The organism is Piscinibacterium candidicorallinum, assembly GCF_047549485.1.
GTDB lineage: Bacteria > Pseudomonadota > Gammaproteobacteria > Burkholderiales > Burkholderiaceae_C > Piscinibacterium > Piscinibacterium candidicorallinum.
Map to the genome: position 1 here is coordinate 2,154,625 of NZ_CP180191.1, position 15,295 is coordinate 2,169,919.

Here is a 15,295-nt window from a genome sequence, read left to right on the forward strand (position 1 = left end):
TGCCGTTCGCAGCGTCAAGCAGCCAGCGGATCGGCTCGTACGTTGCGCTGCACCTGCAAAAAGTCGCGGTACCAGAGGTAGCTGTCCTTGGGTGTTCGTGCCAGCGTGGCGTAGTCGACGTGGACGATCCCGAAGCGCTTCGCATACCCGCTGGCCCATTCGAAGTTGTCCATCAGGCTCCAGACCATGTAGCCCGCCATGGGGACACCTTGCGCGGCTGCACTGCCAACCGCGGCGATGTGCCGGGCGATGTAGTCCACTCGATCGGAATCCCTAACGCGTAAGCCTTCAGCCGTGGAGATTGCTTCGTCCGCGAATGCGGCGCCGTTTTCCATCACATAGAGCGCGGGTAGCTTCCAATCGCGGTGCAAGCGAAGCAGCAACTCCGTCAGGCACTCCGGAACGATCTCCCATCCCATGTCGGTCAGCGGCTTACCACTGTGCTGCGCGCTCCACGCACCGCTGGCACTCACCACGCCGCGGGTGTAGTAGTTGATGCCCAGGAAATCCATCGGCGCCGAGATGGCCTGCATGTCACCGTCATGCACGACGGGCACATCCCCTCCGAGATGCTGCCAAACGTCAGCCGGATACGTGCCTAGGAACAGGGGATCCATGTACCAGCGCACACTGCGGCCGTCCTCGAGGCGTGCGGCGGCCACATCCTCAGGACTGTCGGTAGCCGGGCCGATCGGAGAGAGATTGAGGACGATGCCCAACCGTGCGCCGCAACCGTCGGCGCGGAGAGCCCGCAGAGCCAGGCCGTGACTGAGCAACAGATGATGCGCGACCTGCATGGCCGTCGCTCGACTCCGCACACCTGGCGCGAAGATCCCGCTCTCGTGACCGAGCACCGCCATCACCCAGGGTTCATTGTGCGTTGCGATGGACTCGACGCGGCCGGCCAGGCGCGCTGCGACATATCTCGCGTAGCTAACGAAGCGATGGACCGTTTCTCGGTTTGCCCACCCACCCAGATCCTGCAAGGCCTGGGGCAGATCCCAGTGATTCAGTGTCAGGTAAGGCTTGATCCCTCGCGCGCGGAGACCATCGACAATCCGCTCGTAGAACGCGATGCCTTGTTCATTGAATGCACCCTGCCCGTCAGGCTGAATCCGGGGCCAGCTGATCGAAAACCGATATGCGTCCACACCGAGGCCGGCGATCAGATCGAGATCCGACTCGAGCCTGTGGTAGTGATCACACGCGATGTCCCCGTTGCTGCCATCAGCAATCACCCCGGGCTGACGGCAAAATCGATCCCAGATGGATTCGCCTTTGCCGTCTTCTTGGGCTGCACCCTCGATCTGGAAGGCGCTGGTAGCCACGCCCCAGACGAAGCCTGGGTTAGATGAGAACGATGGGAAGGTCGGATTCATTGCGCGCGCGGTTTATGACCCTGCTGGCCGGGTGCGATCACTGCCTGCGCGGGACACGCCTCGCACGGCAAATGAAAGCGCTTTCATTCAGCCGGAGTTTCGCGCCACGCGGAAGGGCTGTCAACCTCTGGCAATTCGAATGCGCGCGCCGTCCAAAGTCATTGATGCGCCTATGTGCGCAACTGTCGCGTGGTCTCACGCACGACCAAGCGTGGCGGTGGCAACTCCAGCGCAGGCTTCTCGCCCGCAAGCAGCTGCAACATGGACTCTGCAGCAAGCTGACCGAGTTCATAGACAGGATGGTGCACTGTGGTCAAGGGCGGCACCGAGTACACCGACCCCGCGAGGTCATCAAACCCGACCAGCGACACATCATCCGGAACACGCATTCGGCGTCGATGGAGCGCCAATGCGGCGCCAAACGCCATCTGATCATTGGCAGCGAACAGCGCTGTAAACGGCTCACGACTGTCTATGAGGCGCTCCACCGCCGCCAAACCGCTCGCCTCAGTGAAATCCCCAGGCAACTCCATCACGGGCTCAAGCCGAACGCCGGCGGCCGCAAGCGCTGAGCGGTACCCGCGAAGCCGCTCGCTACCATCCAGATGCTTCAGGTCGCCAGAAATGAAGGCAATCCGGCGATGTCCCAGCGCCAGCAGATGGTGAGTCGCCAGGCGCGCGCCCTCGAAGTTATCGAAGTCCAAGGCAAACAGCCCAGACGCCTTGAGCTTGCGTCCAGTTACGACCACTGGCAATTCACGCGCAGTAGCGGCCAACGCGGCGTTCGAAAGTCTGCCCGTCAGCACAATGATCCCATCGACACGTCTTGACCTGAGCGTCTCGATACAGCGGGCCTCATGAGTCGCGTTCCATTGGCCGCTGACGAACAGCGGGCTGTAGCCGGCGGCACTGAGCGTGTCTTCTATACCGCGCAGGGCGCCGCTATAGAACGGGCTGTCGATGGCCTGCGTGACAACTCCGATGCTCAAGGTACGTCCGCCGGCGAGCCCCCGAGCGACTGGGTTGGGCACATAGCCGAGTTGCTCTATAGCCTCGAAAACCGCAGCACGCTTGTCATCACTGACGATTGCGGTCCCGTTCAGAATGCGCGAAACCGTGGCCGAAGAAACGCCGGCCGCCGCCGCAACCTGCTGAAGTGTCACTTTGCCCGAAACAGCCGCTGCGTTGCGACGCGCTTTGCGCCGCTGAATGGGAGGGGCCTCTGCCGCCACGGTTACCAACTCCTTTGGCGCGAAGTCTACAAGGGACGACATTCCCCGAAGCCACCCCGGGCGTTGGCACGGCTTCTAAACCTCGACGCTGCTGGTACGTCTAATCCGCCTCACCTGCGGAGCGTACGGGCTGCATCAGCCAAAGCGTTGTCCAGGAATGTCTCGTAGAACCCGCCCTTGCCCGCCCCCACGATCGGCCCGGCGAGCTGCCTACCCTCGGCACTGAGGAACACTACGGTCGGGAAGAACCGGCCACCGAGGGCCTGCGCGGCGTCGGCGTTGCTCAGCGTTCGCCCGTCAGCGATGCGCACGGTTCGGCGAAAGTCGCTCACCAGCTCGACGGCCACCATGCTGCCTTCGCGCGTCTTGGGAGCGAGGTATTGGACGCGCACTTCGTGGCAGAAGGTGCAGTCGCTTCGCGAGATCAGGACGGTCAGCGGCATGCCGCGGGCGTTGGCGGCGGCGGCTTCGCGGCGTAAGTCGGCGAGCTGGGGCAGCGCCCCGACCTGCGCGCGCGTCATGCCGCCAAACCTGGGTTCGGCCCGAGGCCTTCGATGCGCGGCTGGTTGAGCACGCGCGGGCTGACCCGCTTCTTGTCGCGCAGCCAGCCCGCGACCAGATCCCAGATCGGCGGTCCGCCAGCGTCGCGCGCGGCTTCGCTCACGGGCGCCCAGCCAGCCACCTTGTAGGTCTTGGTGGCGTCGATCAGCTGCCCGCCCAGGCGCATGTCGTGAATGCGGCTGCCCTGCTGTTGGTTGGGACGCAGGGTGTAGGTCAGGCCGCCGACGCGAACCATATCCCCGCCTTGCTGGAAGTACGGGTCCGGATCGAACAGATTGCCAGCCACGTCTTCGAGTACGGCCTTGATCATCTCGCCGCTCATGTCGCTGAGCGTGGCGTAGGGGTAGGTGATGGCCGTCTGGTCCAGCACATGCTCCATGCGGATCGTGTCGCCCGGCAGGAGCGTGGTGCCCCAGCGAAAGCCTGGCGAAAATGCGATCTGGGCGCCACGGGCTTCCATCATCGCGTCGCAGATGAGCTGGTCGAAGCTGCCGTTGAAGTTTCCGCGGCGGTAGAGCAGGCCTTCGGTGACTGCGAGCGGTTCATCCAGCTGCTTCAGGTAGGGCTTACGCACGCTGGCGATGAACTCGGCCATGGCGCGGTCCGCCGGCAGCAGATTGGAAAACACCGGCAGCAGGCGGTAGCGGAAGTCACGGATGCGGCCGTCCTTCACATCGAAGTCCAGCACGCCCAGGAACTTGCCGTTGCTGCCGGCATTGGTTACCAGCGTGGTTCCGCCTGCGTTCCTGACGGGCACGGCCTTGGGCACGCCGTCATGCGTGTGGCCGCCCAGAATGGCGTCGATGCCGCGCACGCGGCTGGCCATCTTCAGGTCCACATCCATGCCGTTGTGGCTCAGCACGACGACAACCTTGGCGCCCTTGCCGCGCGCCTCGTCCACCATCTGCTGCATGCGCGCGTCCTGGATGCCGAAGGTCCACTCGGAGACGAAATAGCGCGGGTTGGCAATCGGCGTGTAGGGAAAGGCCTGGCCGATGATGGCCACGGGCACGCCGTTCATCTCCTTGATGACGTAGGGCGGGAATACCGGGTCGCCGAAGTCGGTGGTGGCCACGTTTTGGGCGACCACATCCACCCTGCCCTTGAAGTCCTTGGCGATGACATCCTGCACCCGCTTGGCGCCATACGTGAACTCCCAGTGCATCGTCATGACATCCACGCCCAGCAGCTTGCAGGCGTCGATCATGTCCTGACCCTGGGTCCAGAGCGCGGTGCCGCTGCCCTGCCAGGTATCGCCGCCATCCAGCAGCAAGGCGCCGGGCCGGCTGGCCTTCATGCGCTTGACGAGCGTGGCCAGATGCGCAAAGCCACCCACCTTGCCGAAGCGTCGCGCGGCCTGCTCGAAATTCAGATACGTGAACGCATGAGCGTCGCGCGTGCCAGGGCGGATGCCCGCGGCCTTGAGCAGGTGTTCCCCGACCAGATGCGGCAGCTTGCCCGCAGCCGAGCCGATGCCGATGTTGACCGAGGGTTCGCGGAAATGGATGGGCAGGAGCTGCGCGTGGCAGTCCGTGAAGTGCAGCAGATGCACGTTCCCAAAGCGCGGCAGGGTGTAGAACCCGTCCGTGGCGGCCTGCGTCTCGCTCGCCCGGCTGATCGGCAGGCCCGCGGCCGCCGCCATGCCCAGCAGGCGTACAAATTCACGACGATCCATCAGCGCTTGTCTCCAGTGGTGTCGCCAAAGCGCGCGAACGCGGCGATATCTTCTTCAAAAAGCTCCCCGGCCTGGCTCACCGCCAGCCTGCCGTGCCGGTCGATCAGATACACGCGCGGCAGGCCGGGCCGCGCGCCCAGCGCCTTGCCGATCGCCTGCGCATCAAAGCTCACGGGGAAGGTGTAGCCGCGCTCATTCATGTACTTGATTGCGTCTTCCGGTCGCTTGTCGATCGAAACGCTGATGATCCGCAGCGCGTTCTTGCTGGCCTGCAATTGCTCATGCAGCTTCTGGTAGTACGGCGTCTGCCGCGCACAGAAAGGGCACCAGCTGGCCCAGACATAGATCAGCACGGGCTGGCCACGAAGGCTCGCCGCATCCACCACGGTGCCCTCCGCCAGCCGCAGGCTGGGCAGCGCCACTGCGTCGCCCACCTTTTGCGCCAGGGCTGCAGGTGCCAGACTAGCCAACAGCCCAGCCAGCACACCGATGAACAACCAGCGCACCGCGCCTGACAGCGCTGCGCGGGGCTGCTGGATCATTGAATCAACCCTGCCCGTTACTGGGTGTTGACCGGGCTCTGCGGATCAAGCAGCAGCGCCATGACGTGACGGATCTGATCCTCGTTCAGGATCGCTGCCGCCCCGTAGCGTGGCATGTTGCTGCAGGCGTTGAAGGCGTGGCTGTTCCAGATCTTGGCCCACGTGTAACGCATGATGGCCTCAGGCGCTTGCGCTTGCCCCCCGCTGCGCAGCTTTCCGTACTGGTACAGACTTGGCCCGATGTTGCCGTAGGAGATTTCGGCCTTCTGGATCTGGTGGCAGGCATAGCAATTGCCCCCCGCCACGGTGCTGGCGGTGTCCGAGAACTGCAGGCCGCGGCCGTTCTGCGCGATCTGCTCGCCCACCTTCCAGTCGCCCAGCCAGTTGTTGTTGGCTGGGTACTTCACGGCATCGAGCGCGGCCTTCTCGAGCTTTTCACGCTGAGCCTTGGGCATCTCGCTGGTGGCGTACTGCGAGCAGCTCGCCTGCAGCTCGCTCTGGTCGAGCCGATCGAGCTGCGCAATGCCGCGTGCCTGAAAACTGGCCTTGATGGTGGCGGTGGCTTCCTCGGCGGTGGGTGGCGTGTAGGTGGCGCAGGACGCCAGCAGGAAGACGGCGGTGATCGAAAGAATCTTTTTCATGTTCATCCTCCCTCAGCGCTTGATTGCAGGGGCATCCATGCTGCCGCCGTTGGCCTTGACCCCGAGATAGGTGATCAGATCGATCGAGGTCTGGGAGGTGTATTTCAGCTCCGGAAAGCGCTGCTGTCGGAAACAGTCGTACAGGCGCCATTGCATGGTGCGCACGGCGCCCTGTGAGACGCGATAGGCCGGCCAAGTGGAAAACGCGCGCTGCGCCGCTTCCTTGCTGCCGGCAATGTTGGGCAGGTCCTGCAGGCGGATGCGCTGGCCGTCCACGCCGTGGCAGGACGCGCAGGAGAAATCGAACGGGCCACCGCGGTAGTAGAAGGCGAGTTCGCCGCGTCGATACGCGGCCTTTTCCATGGGGTGGTTCTGCGGGACGGCGATCTTCACGCCGCGCGAGGCCGCCACGACGTAAGAGACGATCGACTCCATGTCTGTGGGCGGCTGGCCCTGGTCGCTGAACGGGCGGCGTGTCGCCTGATCGAACGGGATGCCCTGGAGGGTCTCCATGCAGTAGACCAGCCGAGCTTCGAGATCCATGACGCGGTTGGCGTCAGCGAAGTAGCGCGGCAGTTGCGCATGCGCGCCCGTGACGACGCCGGGGCCGAGGCCAAGATCGCAGCGCTCAAGCGTGGCCTGCTTCGGCCCACGCTTCTGCTTCCAGAGGTCTTCTCCACGCGCCTCGGTGAGTTCGGCAGGGTTGCCGTCTGCCAGCATCTGCCGATACTTGGCAATCTCGTCCTGGGTGCTGGTCTGCGCGCCTGCGGCGCTGACCCAAACTGCGAGCAACCCTCCCAGCAGCCTGTGCGGCTGCGCACTCCTGATCGTCATGCTTGTCTCCTTGCGTCGCTACTGCCAGTGCGCTGCATTGGCGCTCCGGTCAGGTCTTGCATGGGCGCGGCCACGCCCTGGTCCAGCCGTTCAGCCGATCACCGCCTCGTCCGTCCGTTTCACACCCTTGTTGTCCGTCCAGGTGATGACGAGCTTGTCGCCCTTGTTCGCGCCCTTGAAGCGAAACTGCAGGAAGGGGTTCTGCGAAATGGCCGGCCCCCACATAGCGGACAGGACCGTCTTGCCGTTGCACACGGCCGTGACTTCGGTGATGAAGTGACCAGGGATGACCTGGCCGGCGCTGTCGCGGCGCTGGCCGGTTTCCATGGGGTGTGCCATCAGGACGCGGACTTCAGTGACGCCGTTGGTGTTCACGGCACGGATGCGCATCGGGTCGGACATGGGTGTTCTCCAGTGTGTGACGTTGAGTGAGGGGCAAGCCTGAATCGCGCGACGCGCGAATCAGCCCCCGCAGCCGCCGAGCGTCACCTTGGTTTCCTTCTTGGTCATGTAGAGCTTGCCGTCGGCAGCGCGCACCACGGCATAGATGTCGCTGCTCTGCGCCATCTTCACGCGGGTCTGCACGAAGGGGTCGGTGCCGTCGGGAATGCGGAAGCCCGCCGAGAAGGCATTGGGGTTCTTCTCCACCAGGATGTAGATCTCGGCGGCCTTGGGGATGGTGGTGCTCACCGTGACGGGCACCACCAGACCGTTCTCGGCAATGTCTGGTGACGTGATGGTGATGTCCTTGCTCTCGATCGGCGATCCACCCAGCAACTTGACGGCGTCGTTCACGGTCTTGGCCGTGAACAGGGCTTCATTGCGTGCCTGGGCAGACGCTGCGCCTGCGGCCAGGGGGCCGAGGGCGATCACTGCCGCTGCCGCGCCGGTGGTCTTGAGTGCCTGGCGTCGATTCATGCTCATGGTCTTGCTCCTTGCGTGAAGGCTGATCCTGAAGCCGAGATACTGGCCAGGACAGGTGATCGGATTATGCGGCGGTCTGTGCATTGCATATCCACATTACGGAGTTATTCATTTATCGCCGAGATTCAAGGATCCAGCGGGCCAGCGCGCCGGCGTCAGCCTCATTGACCTGGGGTTGTGCCGGCATGGGAATCTGGCCCCAGACACCCTGCCCGCCCGCACGGATCTTGCCGCTCAGATAGGCGGCGGCATCGCTGCGGCTGGCGTATTTGGCAGCGATGTCCTGCCAGCTTGGGCCAACCAGTTTGGCCGCCGGCGCGTGGCAAGCGACACAGGCGAATTGGCTGGCCAGCGCGGCCGGTGACTTGGCTGCGGCCACGGCCGGGGCGCTTGCCGCGGTAGCAGCCACGGCCGGCGCCATGGCGACGCGGCTGCGCGCCGAAACAGGTTCAGTCAGTGCCGGTCGGGTGGTGTCGGCGCCGCGCACCGGGCCAATCAGGCGCTGCTGCAGCGCAAGATTGCCGTGGGCGTCGCGCGCGTAGTCCGGCAGCACGGAGGTCTTGAGCACCTCGCTGTCGCAGTTGCGCATGCAGGCCGTGGCCTGCACATCGCCCTTGCCTTTCGCGCTCCACAGGCCGTGCCCGCCGTCCATGCCGCGCTTCATGCCGTCGCGGTTGGGCAACTTGGCCTGCACCTGCGCGATGTTGCGGTCGGACAGCTCAAAGTCCGCTGGCACGATGTTGCCCAGATGCAGGATATAGGCGGTGACGGCGTAGACCTCCTCCGTGCTGAGTGTCTTGGGCGCCGTCCAGGGCATGGCGCGGTTGATGTAGTCCCAGAGCGCAGACACCCGTGGCAGCTTCATCAGCGTGGTGCGCTGCGCCTCCGTGCCCGCGGTGAGCCCGGCCACGCGGCCGCGCTTCATGTCCTCGGCCGTGGTGCCGCCCACGATCGGCGGGAAGAACTCATTGCTCTCGCCAAAGAAACCGTGGCAGGACGCGCACTGCGCCTCCCAGACTTTCTCGCCGGTGGCCACGGTGCCCTTGCCCGGCGGCAGACCTTTGAAGTCGCCGCGCACATCGATGTCCCAGGCGCGGATCTCCGCAGGGGTGGCGGTGCGGCCGATACCGGGGAAGCGCTCGCCCGCAGGCTGTGCGGCCGCGGTCCTCGAAGCCACAGGCTGGGCAGACGCCGCAGTCTGCGCCTGCGCGGCAAGTCCGGTCGTGGCAAAGACCGCAGCCAGCGTCAACGCAAACACCATCGCGCCGCGCGTGAGGCTCAGCGCGCACGTGGCCTGCCCCACAAAGTCGTTTCCGCTTGCCTGGCGGGCATCTTCAGCCATTTCTGGCTCAAGATGCGCATGGATAGTCGATTCATCGGACGAAATATCCGTTTCATGCGGCTTTCCGGACAAAAAAGCCTGAAGAACCGCACCGGACAAGCGGAAAGCCTCTTGCAGCTGCAGCTGAATCGTCTCTGTCATGTCAGCTCACCTGCACGTTGAAGACTTCGCCCGTCTCGGCCACGCGCCAGCTCTGGATGGCGTTGTTGTGATAGATCGAGCGGGTACCGCGCACCGCACGCAGCTGGCGCATCTGCGGCTGCACGTAGCCGGTGGAGTCGATTGCCCGGCTCTGGAGGATGGCGGGCTTGCCGTCCCAGACCCAGTCGATGTTGAAGCGCGTCAGGCACTTGTCCAGCACCGGCGTTTCCAGCCGGGCGGTGCGCCAGTTGTTGCCACCATCGAAGCTCACGTCCACGCGGCGAATCTTGCCGCGCCCGCTCCAGGCCAGGCCGCTCACGTTGTAGAAGCCGCGGTCCAGCAGCACCTGCCCACCCGAGGGCGTTGTGATCACGCTCTTGCACTCCTGGATGGAGCTGTATTGCCGGTGCACGCCGTCCGGCATGAGGTCCACGTAGTGCAGCGCTTCCTCGCGCGTGTCCCAGGGCTGATCGCCCACCTCGATGCGACGCAGGTACTTCACCCAGCTGACGCCCTGCACGCCGGGCACCACCAGGCGCAGCGGGTAGCCGTTCTCCGGGCGCAGCATCTCGCCGTTCATGCCCCAGGCCACCAGCACGTCATCCAGCGCGTTCTCGATGTTGATGGTGCGCGTCAGCCCTGCGCCGTCCGCCCCTTCGGCCAGGATGTACTTGCCCTGCTTGCGGTCAAAGCCCGCCATGTCCAGCAGGGTGGACAGGCGCACGCCCGTGTATTCGCAGCAGCTGAGCATGCCGTGCGTGTACTGCACCGTGGGCACGGCCACGTTGCCCCACTCCATGCCGGAATTGGCGCCGCACTCGATGAAATGCATGCGCGACACCGAGGGCAGGCGCATCAGCTCGTCCATCGTGAAGACCATCGGGCGCTTGACCAGACCCATCACCATCAGGCGGTGCTGGCTGGGGTCGATATCCCACCAGCCTTGATGGTGGCGCTCGAAGTGCAGACCACTGGGCGTGATGATGCCGAACAACCCCTGCAGCGGGCAGAAGCTCACGCTCGATGCCGAAACCCGCGTCAGTCCCGGGCTTTCGCGACGCTGCAGGTTCTGCTCGTGCTGCGAAGGAAGCCCGTAGGGCCGCGCCGCGACCGGCTGCCCTAGGCCCTTGCTGTGGGGCGGCAGCTTGAGGATGGCGTCTTCACCCGCACTGGTGGCGGATTGAGCGCGAGCCGCGCCCGTGATCCCGGCGCCGGCAGCCATGGCGGCCGCGGCAGAAGCAAAGCTCTTGCGCAGAAAGCCGCGGCGCTCGTCGTTCAAGCCGTCTTTGGTGACATCCAAACGGAAGTCTGCAGGAAGAAAGTTCTCCGGGGCTTTCAGAAGGCGCCCGTGCGGGGGTGGCGCAGTCCTGCGGCTCATGCGGCCCCCGTCATGAATCGCTCCACGGTGGCGTCCGACAGCGCGCCATCGGCTGCGCGCGCCTCGTCCATGCGTGCCGCCAACTGTACGCAGACCGTGCGGCACAGCAGTACGGCGTTCTCGTCGGCAATCCGGTAGTAGACGCTGTTGCCCTCCTTGCGGCGGCCCAGCACGCCCGCACGATGCATCTGCGAGAGGTGGCGCGACACATTGGCCTGCGTGCCGCCCACTTCTGCAAGCACTTCGTTCACGCTCAGCTCCCGGTCGCACACCGCATGCATGATCTTCAGGCGCATCGGTTCGGCAAACAGGCCGAAATACTGAGAGACCAGTGCGTAGAGCCGATCCAGTTCTGGATCGGCTCCCGCGCCGGGCGGCACTGATGCTGGCGGCGCGGCGGGTGTGCGCGCCGCAGCGTGTCGGGGGCTCGCCCTGCGAGCGGAGCGTTTGGCCACAGCGGCGCGGGAATGGGGCGCGCCGGTGGCTGCGCCCGCTTGGGCCGGGCTGGCAGCAGATGCCATGAGAAGTCTCCAGTGCCCGCCATTCCGGAATCTGGCAGCTTCTGCTTCGGCTGCCGGAGTCGCATCAATGGCGCGCTATATGCGTCTATGCGCATATGTTCATTCAACATTTGGCATTTCGCTATGCGCACTGCAGCAATGTCACCCTCGGGTTTACACGAATCGCCCCCACAATCCAGACCTCAGCCGCCAAATGCCATGTCATCCGATCTGAACGCCCTCCTCGTCCACGGTCCGCTGTGGATGGGCCTGCTCGTCTTCGCCAAGCAGCTGGCCATCCCGCTACCCGTGTTTCCGCTGTTGATGGTGGGCGGCGCGGCGGCCGTGGGCGGGCAAGTCAGCGCGAGCGCCCTCTTTCTCGCGGCGACGATCGGTTCCGTGCTGGCCGACACCTTGTGGTTTGCAATTGGCAGGCACTGGGGCTATCGCGCGCTGCGCGTGCTTTGCAAGCTCAGTCTGTCGCCCGACAGCTGCGTGCGCCAGACCGAAGTCACGCTCAGCCGTTGGGGCAGCGCCTCGCTGATTGCCGGCAAGTTCCTGCCGGGCTTTGCCACCGTCGCTGCCCCCGTGGCCGGCGCGCTGGGCATGAGCAGCCTGCGCTTTTTGTCGGCCAACACCCTGGGCGCGGCCGCCTATGCCGGTGCCGGCTTGGGCCTGGGCGCACTGTTTGGCGACGAGATCGACGCGGTGCTCAAGCTGCTGGCCGAGCACGGATTGACCGTGCTGAAGGTGTTCCTCATTCTGATGGCGGTGTTCATCGCCTGGCGACTGCTGCAACGGCAGCTGTTCATCCGGCGCATCGGCATGGCGCGTGTGAGCGCCGACGAGGTCTTTCGGCGCCTTAACGACGAAGGTGGCCTGCTGATCGCGGATGTACGCACCGAGGCGGGCCGCACCGCCGATCCGCGAAAGATCCCCGGCGCCATCGTCATGGACCCGGTGCACGTCGATCACACGCTCAAGGATCTGCCCAAGGACCGCGACATCGTCCTGTACTGCAACTGCCCGAACGACGCGTCCGCGGCGAAGGTGGCCAAGCTGCTGATTGACCGTGGTTTCAAGCAGGTGCGGCCCCTTGCGGGCGGGCTGGATGGCTGGGGGGCGGCTGGGTTTGAATTCGAGCGATTCTGAGCAGCAGGATGCGCGCGCCACCCAGCACCCTGCCCCTTGCGCACGGCGCGAGGCCAGACGACCGTGGACCACACAGCGGTCGCGTCACGTTGAGACCGCGCACGTCGCAAGCTCTTGCCACGGGCCATCCCAGTTCAGCGCCGCGAAGTAATCGCATGCATGGACAAGCTTGATCACGTGCTCATCTTCGTGATCGATAGCAAGCGCACGAATCTGCTCCCAGGGCATGTTGCGCACTTGTAGAACTTGCCGCTTCATCGGCCCGATGCCGACATAGGCTGCCGCAAGCGCATCGGCCAGCTGCCCTGCCGCTGCAGGGTCGGGCGCCCAGAACGGGTGCAAGACCTGTGCCGCCCGGCAGCCGGTGATGAGGTGAAGCACCGTGAAGTTGCGCGTCTCCAGGTATTCGCGCGCGGCCCATTGCGCCACCGTCTGCACCTTAATGGCGCCTTCCAAGTACGCGGGGACGTTTCGCAAGCGATCGAGATGTGCACACGCTTGCGTGATGCGCTCGGAAATGAGCCGTTGATTGGACTGAAACTGCAACCCCGAATGCCGGAGAGCAAGCGTCCATTCGGAGAACAGGTCGGCGCGCGCATCATTCGGCAAACCATGGCGATGGCCGAAGCGCACCGGCTGCCAACGCCACGCCCAGTAGGCCAGCGCAGCCGCAATCTCTTCGCTCACCCCGGACTCGAACGCATGCGCAGTCCGGATCAGCCCATGGAACGCCGCTGCCGCCACACCTGACCAGAGTTGCGGAACGGCCTCGCGCAGCACCGCCTCCGCGCCCATGAACCTGACGCGTTGCTGGAACAGCGTCTCAAGCCGAGGCCACGCATCCGGTTGACCACGCAGCTGCAACCAGTCATCCCCGCCGGTTTGCACAGGAGACATCGCGCGTGGCACCAGACGCCCGATGTAGCTGTCATGAAATCGCGCGATGGCGGCTTGCGGTGCCCCGAGCTGTTCCAGGGCATGAATCGCCATCGGCAGGTGGCTGGATAGCCCATCGTCGTATTCGGGCAGGTAGACCAGATGCTCCCGGATCCACAGACTTGATTCACTCTGGTTCATGCTCTGCATCCTGTAGTGGTTCAGCGACAGCCACTACGATGCATCTTCAAGTGAACTTGAAGTCAAGCGAGTCTCTCATGTCCTCAACCGTTGCCACACCCGAAGACGGCCTGCTCATCGGCGACTTTGCCAAACGCGCAGGCGTTGCCGCCAGTGCATTGCGCTTCTATGAAGAGCGTGGCTTGATCTCAAGCACGGGGCGACGGGGCGGCCGACGCGTTTACGCCCGCAGCGCCCTGCGCCGCGTGGCGTTCATCCAGGCCGCGCAGGCGGTGGGCTTTGCGCTGGAAGAGATCGGCGCAATGCTGAGTTCGCTGCCTCAGGCGCGCACGCCCACAACGGCCGACTGGGCACAGCTGTCCACCCGCTGGCTCGTCGTGCTGGAGGAGCGCATCAAGCGCATGACCCTGCTCAAAGACAGCCTGACCGCATGTATCGGCTGCGGCTGCCTCTCGCTGGAGAAATGTGCGCTCTACAACCCCGGCGACGAAGCGGCCAACACAGGGGCGGGCGCGCGCCGTTTCAGGATGTAGCGGTGTCGCAAACCGCAGGCGATGCTCAACTCTTGATCGCCGCCACGACATCGCAGCCTCACGGCCATGCACTTCCGGAAACTGCAGCAGCTACTCAAGACGCTCTTCAGGCCCAATTGTGGAATGAAGAAATCACACTGTGGCCACCGCGACCGGCAAACCTGGAATGGATCACCTCGGGCAAGGCGGTGACGCGCTGGTGGACCTGCAGAACTGCAAAAAACCCAAAGCAAAGGGGCCACCGAAGTGGCCCCTTTGCTTTGGGTTTGGCGCGGCTGGCAGGATTCGAACCCACGACCCCTTGGTTCGTAGCCAAGTACTCTATCCAACTGAGCTACAGCCGCAGAAGGTGAAACTATATCACATCTTTCTGGCCTCGGTCCCCGGGTGGGGTAGCCACTGCATGTGGCGTTCGAGGCAACGCTCAAGCGGCTTCATCGGCCTGACACGCTGGCGCAATGGCGGCGTCACCCGCGGCGGCGATTCTGTCACTGGAGAGACATGAAACCAGTGACGGGAGAAGCTCAGTAATGATCGATCTGCATGCCGCGATCCGCCCGGCCAGCCTTGAAGGGGCCGAAACCACCGAGCGGCCTCGTGCCGCGCTGCTCAAGGCACCAGCAGCACCCGCTGCAGATGTCAGCCTGCCGATCGTTCGCCTGGCGGAAACGGAGGCGGAACTGACCGCCGCACAGCGATTGCGCTACGACATCTTTGCGAATGAGTACGGCGCACATCTGGCGACGCCCGTGCCGGGGCTGGACATCGACCCCTATGACACCTGGTGCGATCACCTGATCGCCATCGACCCGGCGACGCAGCGTGTGATCGGCTGCTATCGCATGCTGCCCATGCCGTCTGCGGCTTCGGTCGGCTCCTGCTACATGAGCGAGCAGTTCTTCGTGACGCGTCTGGCGCGTCTGGCTCCGGAATTGGTGGAATTCGGGCGCACCTGCGTGCACCCGGACTACCGCAACACCGCCACCCTGCTCGCACTCTGGAGCGGGCTGGCGCGCTACATGAAGGCGCGCGGCCTGCGCTACGCGATCGGCTGTGCCAGCGTTAGCCTGGCCGATGGCGGCGCCAACGCGCGGGCCACCTGGGCAGCGCTGGGCGGCCAGCAGTTCGGCAGCGCAGGCATTGACGAGCTGAACGAAGTCTTCCCGATCACGCGCTTCCCGGTGCCGCTGGAACGCAGTGAAGCCAAGGCCGTGCCCGCCAACGGCATTGTCCCGCCGCTGATCGCCGGTTACCGCAAGCTGGGTGCCAAGCTGATCGGCATGCCTGCCTGGGATTCGGAATTCAATACCGCCGACTTTCCGATGCTCTTCGATCTGAGGGAACTGCCGGCGCGCTACGCCAAACACTTCGGGCTGGCTTGAGC

General features: G+C 64.7%; 16 protein-coding genes and 1 tRNA gene. 3 read left to right on the forward strand and 14 right to left on the reverse strand.

Going from position 1 to position 15,295, the window contains the following annotated elements; all coding sequences use genetic code 11:
- Positions 1-14 precede the first annotated feature (14 nt).
- The 12 genes from ACMDW7_RS09710 to ACMDW7_RS09765 all read right to left on the reverse strand — a co-directional run bounded on the left by ACMDW7_RS09710 (position 15) and on the right by ACMDW7_RS09765 (position 11,170).
- Positions 15-1,379 (reverse strand): GH1 family beta-glucosidase, encoded by a 1,365-nt coding sequence (locus tag ACMDW7_RS09710; protein WP_377301098.1) that lies wholly within the window; start codon positions 1,377-1,379, stop codon positions 15-17.
- A gap of 170 nt (positions 1,380-1,549) precedes the next feature.
- Entirely contained in the window at positions 1,550-2,611 is a 1,062-nt protein-coding gene (locus ACMDW7_RS09715; protein ID WP_377301097.1) for a LacI family DNA-binding transcriptional regulator, read from the reverse strand.
- 110 nt (positions 2,612-2,721) lie between these two features.
- Positions 2,722-3,132, reverse strand: coding sequence for a hypothetical protein (locus ACMDW7_RS09720; protein WP_377301095.1), 411 nt, complete (start codon positions 3,130-3,132; stop codon positions 2,722-2,724).
- Entirely contained in the window at positions 3,129-4,847 is a 1,719-nt protein-coding gene (gene soxB / locus ACMDW7_RS09725; protein ID WP_377301093.1) for a thiosulfohydrolase SoxB, read from the reverse strand. The genes ACMDW7_RS09720 and soxB overlap by 4 nt, the downstream gene beginning before the upstream one ends.
- Entirely contained in the window at positions 4,847-5,389 is a 543-nt protein-coding gene (locus tag ACMDW7_RS09730) for a TlpA family protein disulfide reductase (RefSeq protein ID WP_377301091.1), read from the reverse strand. The genes soxB and ACMDW7_RS09730 overlap by 1 nt, the downstream gene beginning before the upstream one ends.
- A gap of 17 nt (positions 5,390-5,406) precedes the next feature.
- The gene (gene soxX, locus ACMDW7_RS09735) at positions 5,407-6,030 is read right to left on the reverse strand and encodes a sulfur oxidation c-type cytochrome SoxX (RefSeq protein ID WP_377301089.1); all 624 of its coding nucleotides are present in this window, start codon (positions 6,028-6,030) and stop codon (positions 5,407-5,409) included.
- Between the two features lie 12 nt (positions 6,031-6,042).
- Positions 6,043-6,864 carry a sulfur oxidation c-type cytochrome SoxA gene (gene soxA / locus ACMDW7_RS09740; RefSeq protein ID WP_377301087.1) on the reverse strand — a complete coding sequence of 274 codons (822 nt, stop codon included), beginning with the start codon at positions 6,862-6,864 and terminating at the stop codon, positions 6,043-6,045.
- A 90-nt stretch (positions 6,865-6,954) separates the two neighbouring features.
- Positions 6,955-7,266: a thiosulfate oxidation carrier complex protein SoxZ gene (gene soxZ / locus ACMDW7_RS09745; protein ID WP_377301085.1), complete on the reverse strand. Its 312-nt coding sequence runs from the start codon at positions 7,264-7,266 to the stop codon at positions 6,955-6,957.
- A 60-nt stretch (positions 7,267-7,326) separates the two neighbouring features.
- Positions 7,327-7,788, reverse strand: coding sequence for a thiosulfate oxidation carrier protein SoxY (gene soxY, locus ACMDW7_RS09750; RefSeq protein WP_377301083.1), 462 nt, complete (start codon positions 7,786-7,788; stop codon positions 7,327-7,329).
- A 112-nt stretch (positions 7,789-7,900) separates the two neighbouring features.
- Positions 7,901-9,037, reverse strand: a complete 1,137-nt coding sequence (locus ACMDW7_RS09755; RefSeq protein WP_377302525.1) for a c-type cytochrome — start codon at positions 9,035-9,037, stop codon at positions 7,901-7,903.
- 235 nt (positions 9,038-9,272) lie between these two features.
- Positions 9,273-10,649 carry a sulfite dehydrogenase gene (gene soxC, locus ACMDW7_RS09760; protein ID WP_377301081.1) on the reverse strand — a complete coding sequence of 459 codons (1,377 nt, stop codon included), beginning with the start codon at positions 10,647-10,649 and terminating at the stop codon, positions 9,273-9,275.
- A complete protein-coding gene (locus ACMDW7_RS09765; RefSeq protein ID WP_377301079.1) occupies positions 10,646-11,170 on the reverse strand; it encodes an ArsR/SmtB family transcription factor in 525 nt (174 codons plus the stop codon). The genes soxC and ACMDW7_RS09765 overlap by 4 nt, the downstream gene beginning before the upstream one ends.
- Before the next feature lie 198 nt (positions 11,171-11,368).
- Between ACMDW7_RS09765 and ACMDW7_RS09770 the strand changes: the two genes are divergently transcribed.
- Positions 11,369-12,301, forward strand: a complete 933-nt coding sequence (locus ACMDW7_RS09770; protein WP_377301077.1) for a DedA family protein/thiosulfate sulfurtransferase GlpE — start codon at positions 11,369-11,371, stop codon at positions 12,299-12,301.
- Between the two features lie 84 nt (positions 12,302-12,385).
- On the opposite strand, the gene ACMDW7_RS09775 is transcribed toward ACMDW7_RS09770, so the two are convergent.
- Positions 12,386-13,378 (reverse strand): questin oxidase family protein, encoded by a 993-nt coding sequence (locus ACMDW7_RS09775; protein ID WP_377301075.1) that lies wholly within the window; start codon positions 13,376-13,378, stop codon positions 12,386-12,388.
- 77 nt (positions 13,379-13,455) lie between these two features.
- Here ACMDW7_RS09775 and soxR point away from each other — a divergent pair, with 77 nt between their 5' ends.
- A complete protein-coding gene (gene soxR / locus ACMDW7_RS09780) occupies positions 13,456-13,911 on the forward strand; it encodes a redox-sensitive transcriptional activator SoxR (RefSeq protein WP_377301073.1) in 456 nt (151 codons plus the stop codon).
- 267 nt (positions 13,912-14,178) lie between these two features.
- On the opposite strand, the gene ACMDW7_RS09785 is transcribed toward soxR, so the two are convergent.
- A tRNA-Arg gene (locus tag ACMDW7_RS09785) sits at positions 14,179-14,255 on the reverse strand.
- Between the two features lie 186 nt (positions 14,256-14,441).
- On the opposite strand from ACMDW7_RS09785, the gene ACMDW7_RS09790 reads away from it, so the two are divergent.
- Positions 14,442-15,293 carry a GNAT family N-acetyltransferase gene (locus ACMDW7_RS09790; RefSeq protein ID WP_377301071.1) on the forward strand — a complete coding sequence of 284 codons (852 nt, stop codon included), beginning with the start codon at positions 14,442-14,444 and terminating at the stop codon, positions 15,291-15,293.
- The last annotated feature ends 2 nt before the right edge of the window (positions 15,294-15,295 follow it).

Bases quoted from the DNA above. Each gene is read 5' to 3' on its own strand.
- ACMDW7_RS09710 (WP_377301098.1), bottom strand. From the start codon at position 1,379: ATGAATCCGACCTTCCCATCGTTCTCATCTAACCCAGGCTTCGTCTGG.
- ACMDW7_RS09720 (WP_377301095.1), bottom strand. From the start codon at position 3,132: ATGACGCGCGCGCAGGTCGGGGCGCTGCCCCAGCTCGCCGACTTACGC.
- soxB (WP_377301093.1), bottom strand. From the start codon at position 4,847: ATGGATCGTCGTGAATTTGTACGCCTGCTGGGCATGGCGGCGGCCGCG.
- ACMDW7_RS09730 (WP_377301091.1), bottom strand. From the start codon at position 5,389: ATGATCCAGCAGCCCCGCGCAGCGCTGTCAGGCGCGGTGCGCTGGTTG.
- soxX (WP_377301089.1), bottom strand. From the start codon at position 6,030: ATGAAAAAGATTCTTTCGATCACCGCCGTCTTCCTGCTGGCGTCCTGC.
- soxA (WP_377301087.1), bottom strand. From the start codon at position 6,864: ATGACGATCAGGAGTGCGCAGCCGCACAGGCTGCTGGGAGGGTTGCTC.
- soxZ (WP_377301085.1), bottom strand. From the start codon at position 7,266: ATGTCCGACCCGATGCGCATCCGTGCCGTGAACACCAACGGCGTCACT.
- soxY (WP_377301083.1), bottom strand. From the start codon at position 7,788: ATGAGCATGAATCGACGCCAGGCACTCAAGACCACCGGCGCGGCAGCG.
- soxC (WP_377301081.1), bottom strand. From the start codon at position 10,649: ATGAGCCGCAGGACTGCGCCACCCCCGCACGGGCGCCTTCTGAAAGCC.
- ACMDW7_RS09765 (WP_377301079.1), bottom strand. From the start codon at position 11,170: ATGGCATCTGCTGCCAGCCCGGCCCAAGCGGGCGCAGCCACCGGCGCG.
- ACMDW7_RS09770 (WP_377301077.1), top strand. From the start codon at position 11,369: ATGTCATCCGATCTGAACGCCCTCCTCGTCCACGGTCCGCTGTGGATG.
- ACMDW7_RS09775 (WP_377301075.1), bottom strand. From the start codon at position 13,378: ATGAACCAGAGTGAATCAAGTCTGTGGATCCGGGAGCATCTGGTCTAC.
- soxR (WP_377301073.1), top strand. From the start codon at position 13,456: ATGTCCTCAACCGTTGCCACACCCGAAGACGGCCTGCTCATCGGCGAC.
- ACMDW7_RS09790 (WP_377301071.1), top strand. From the start codon at position 14,442: ATGATCGATCTGCATGCCGCGATCCGCCCGGCCAGCCTTGAAGGGGCC.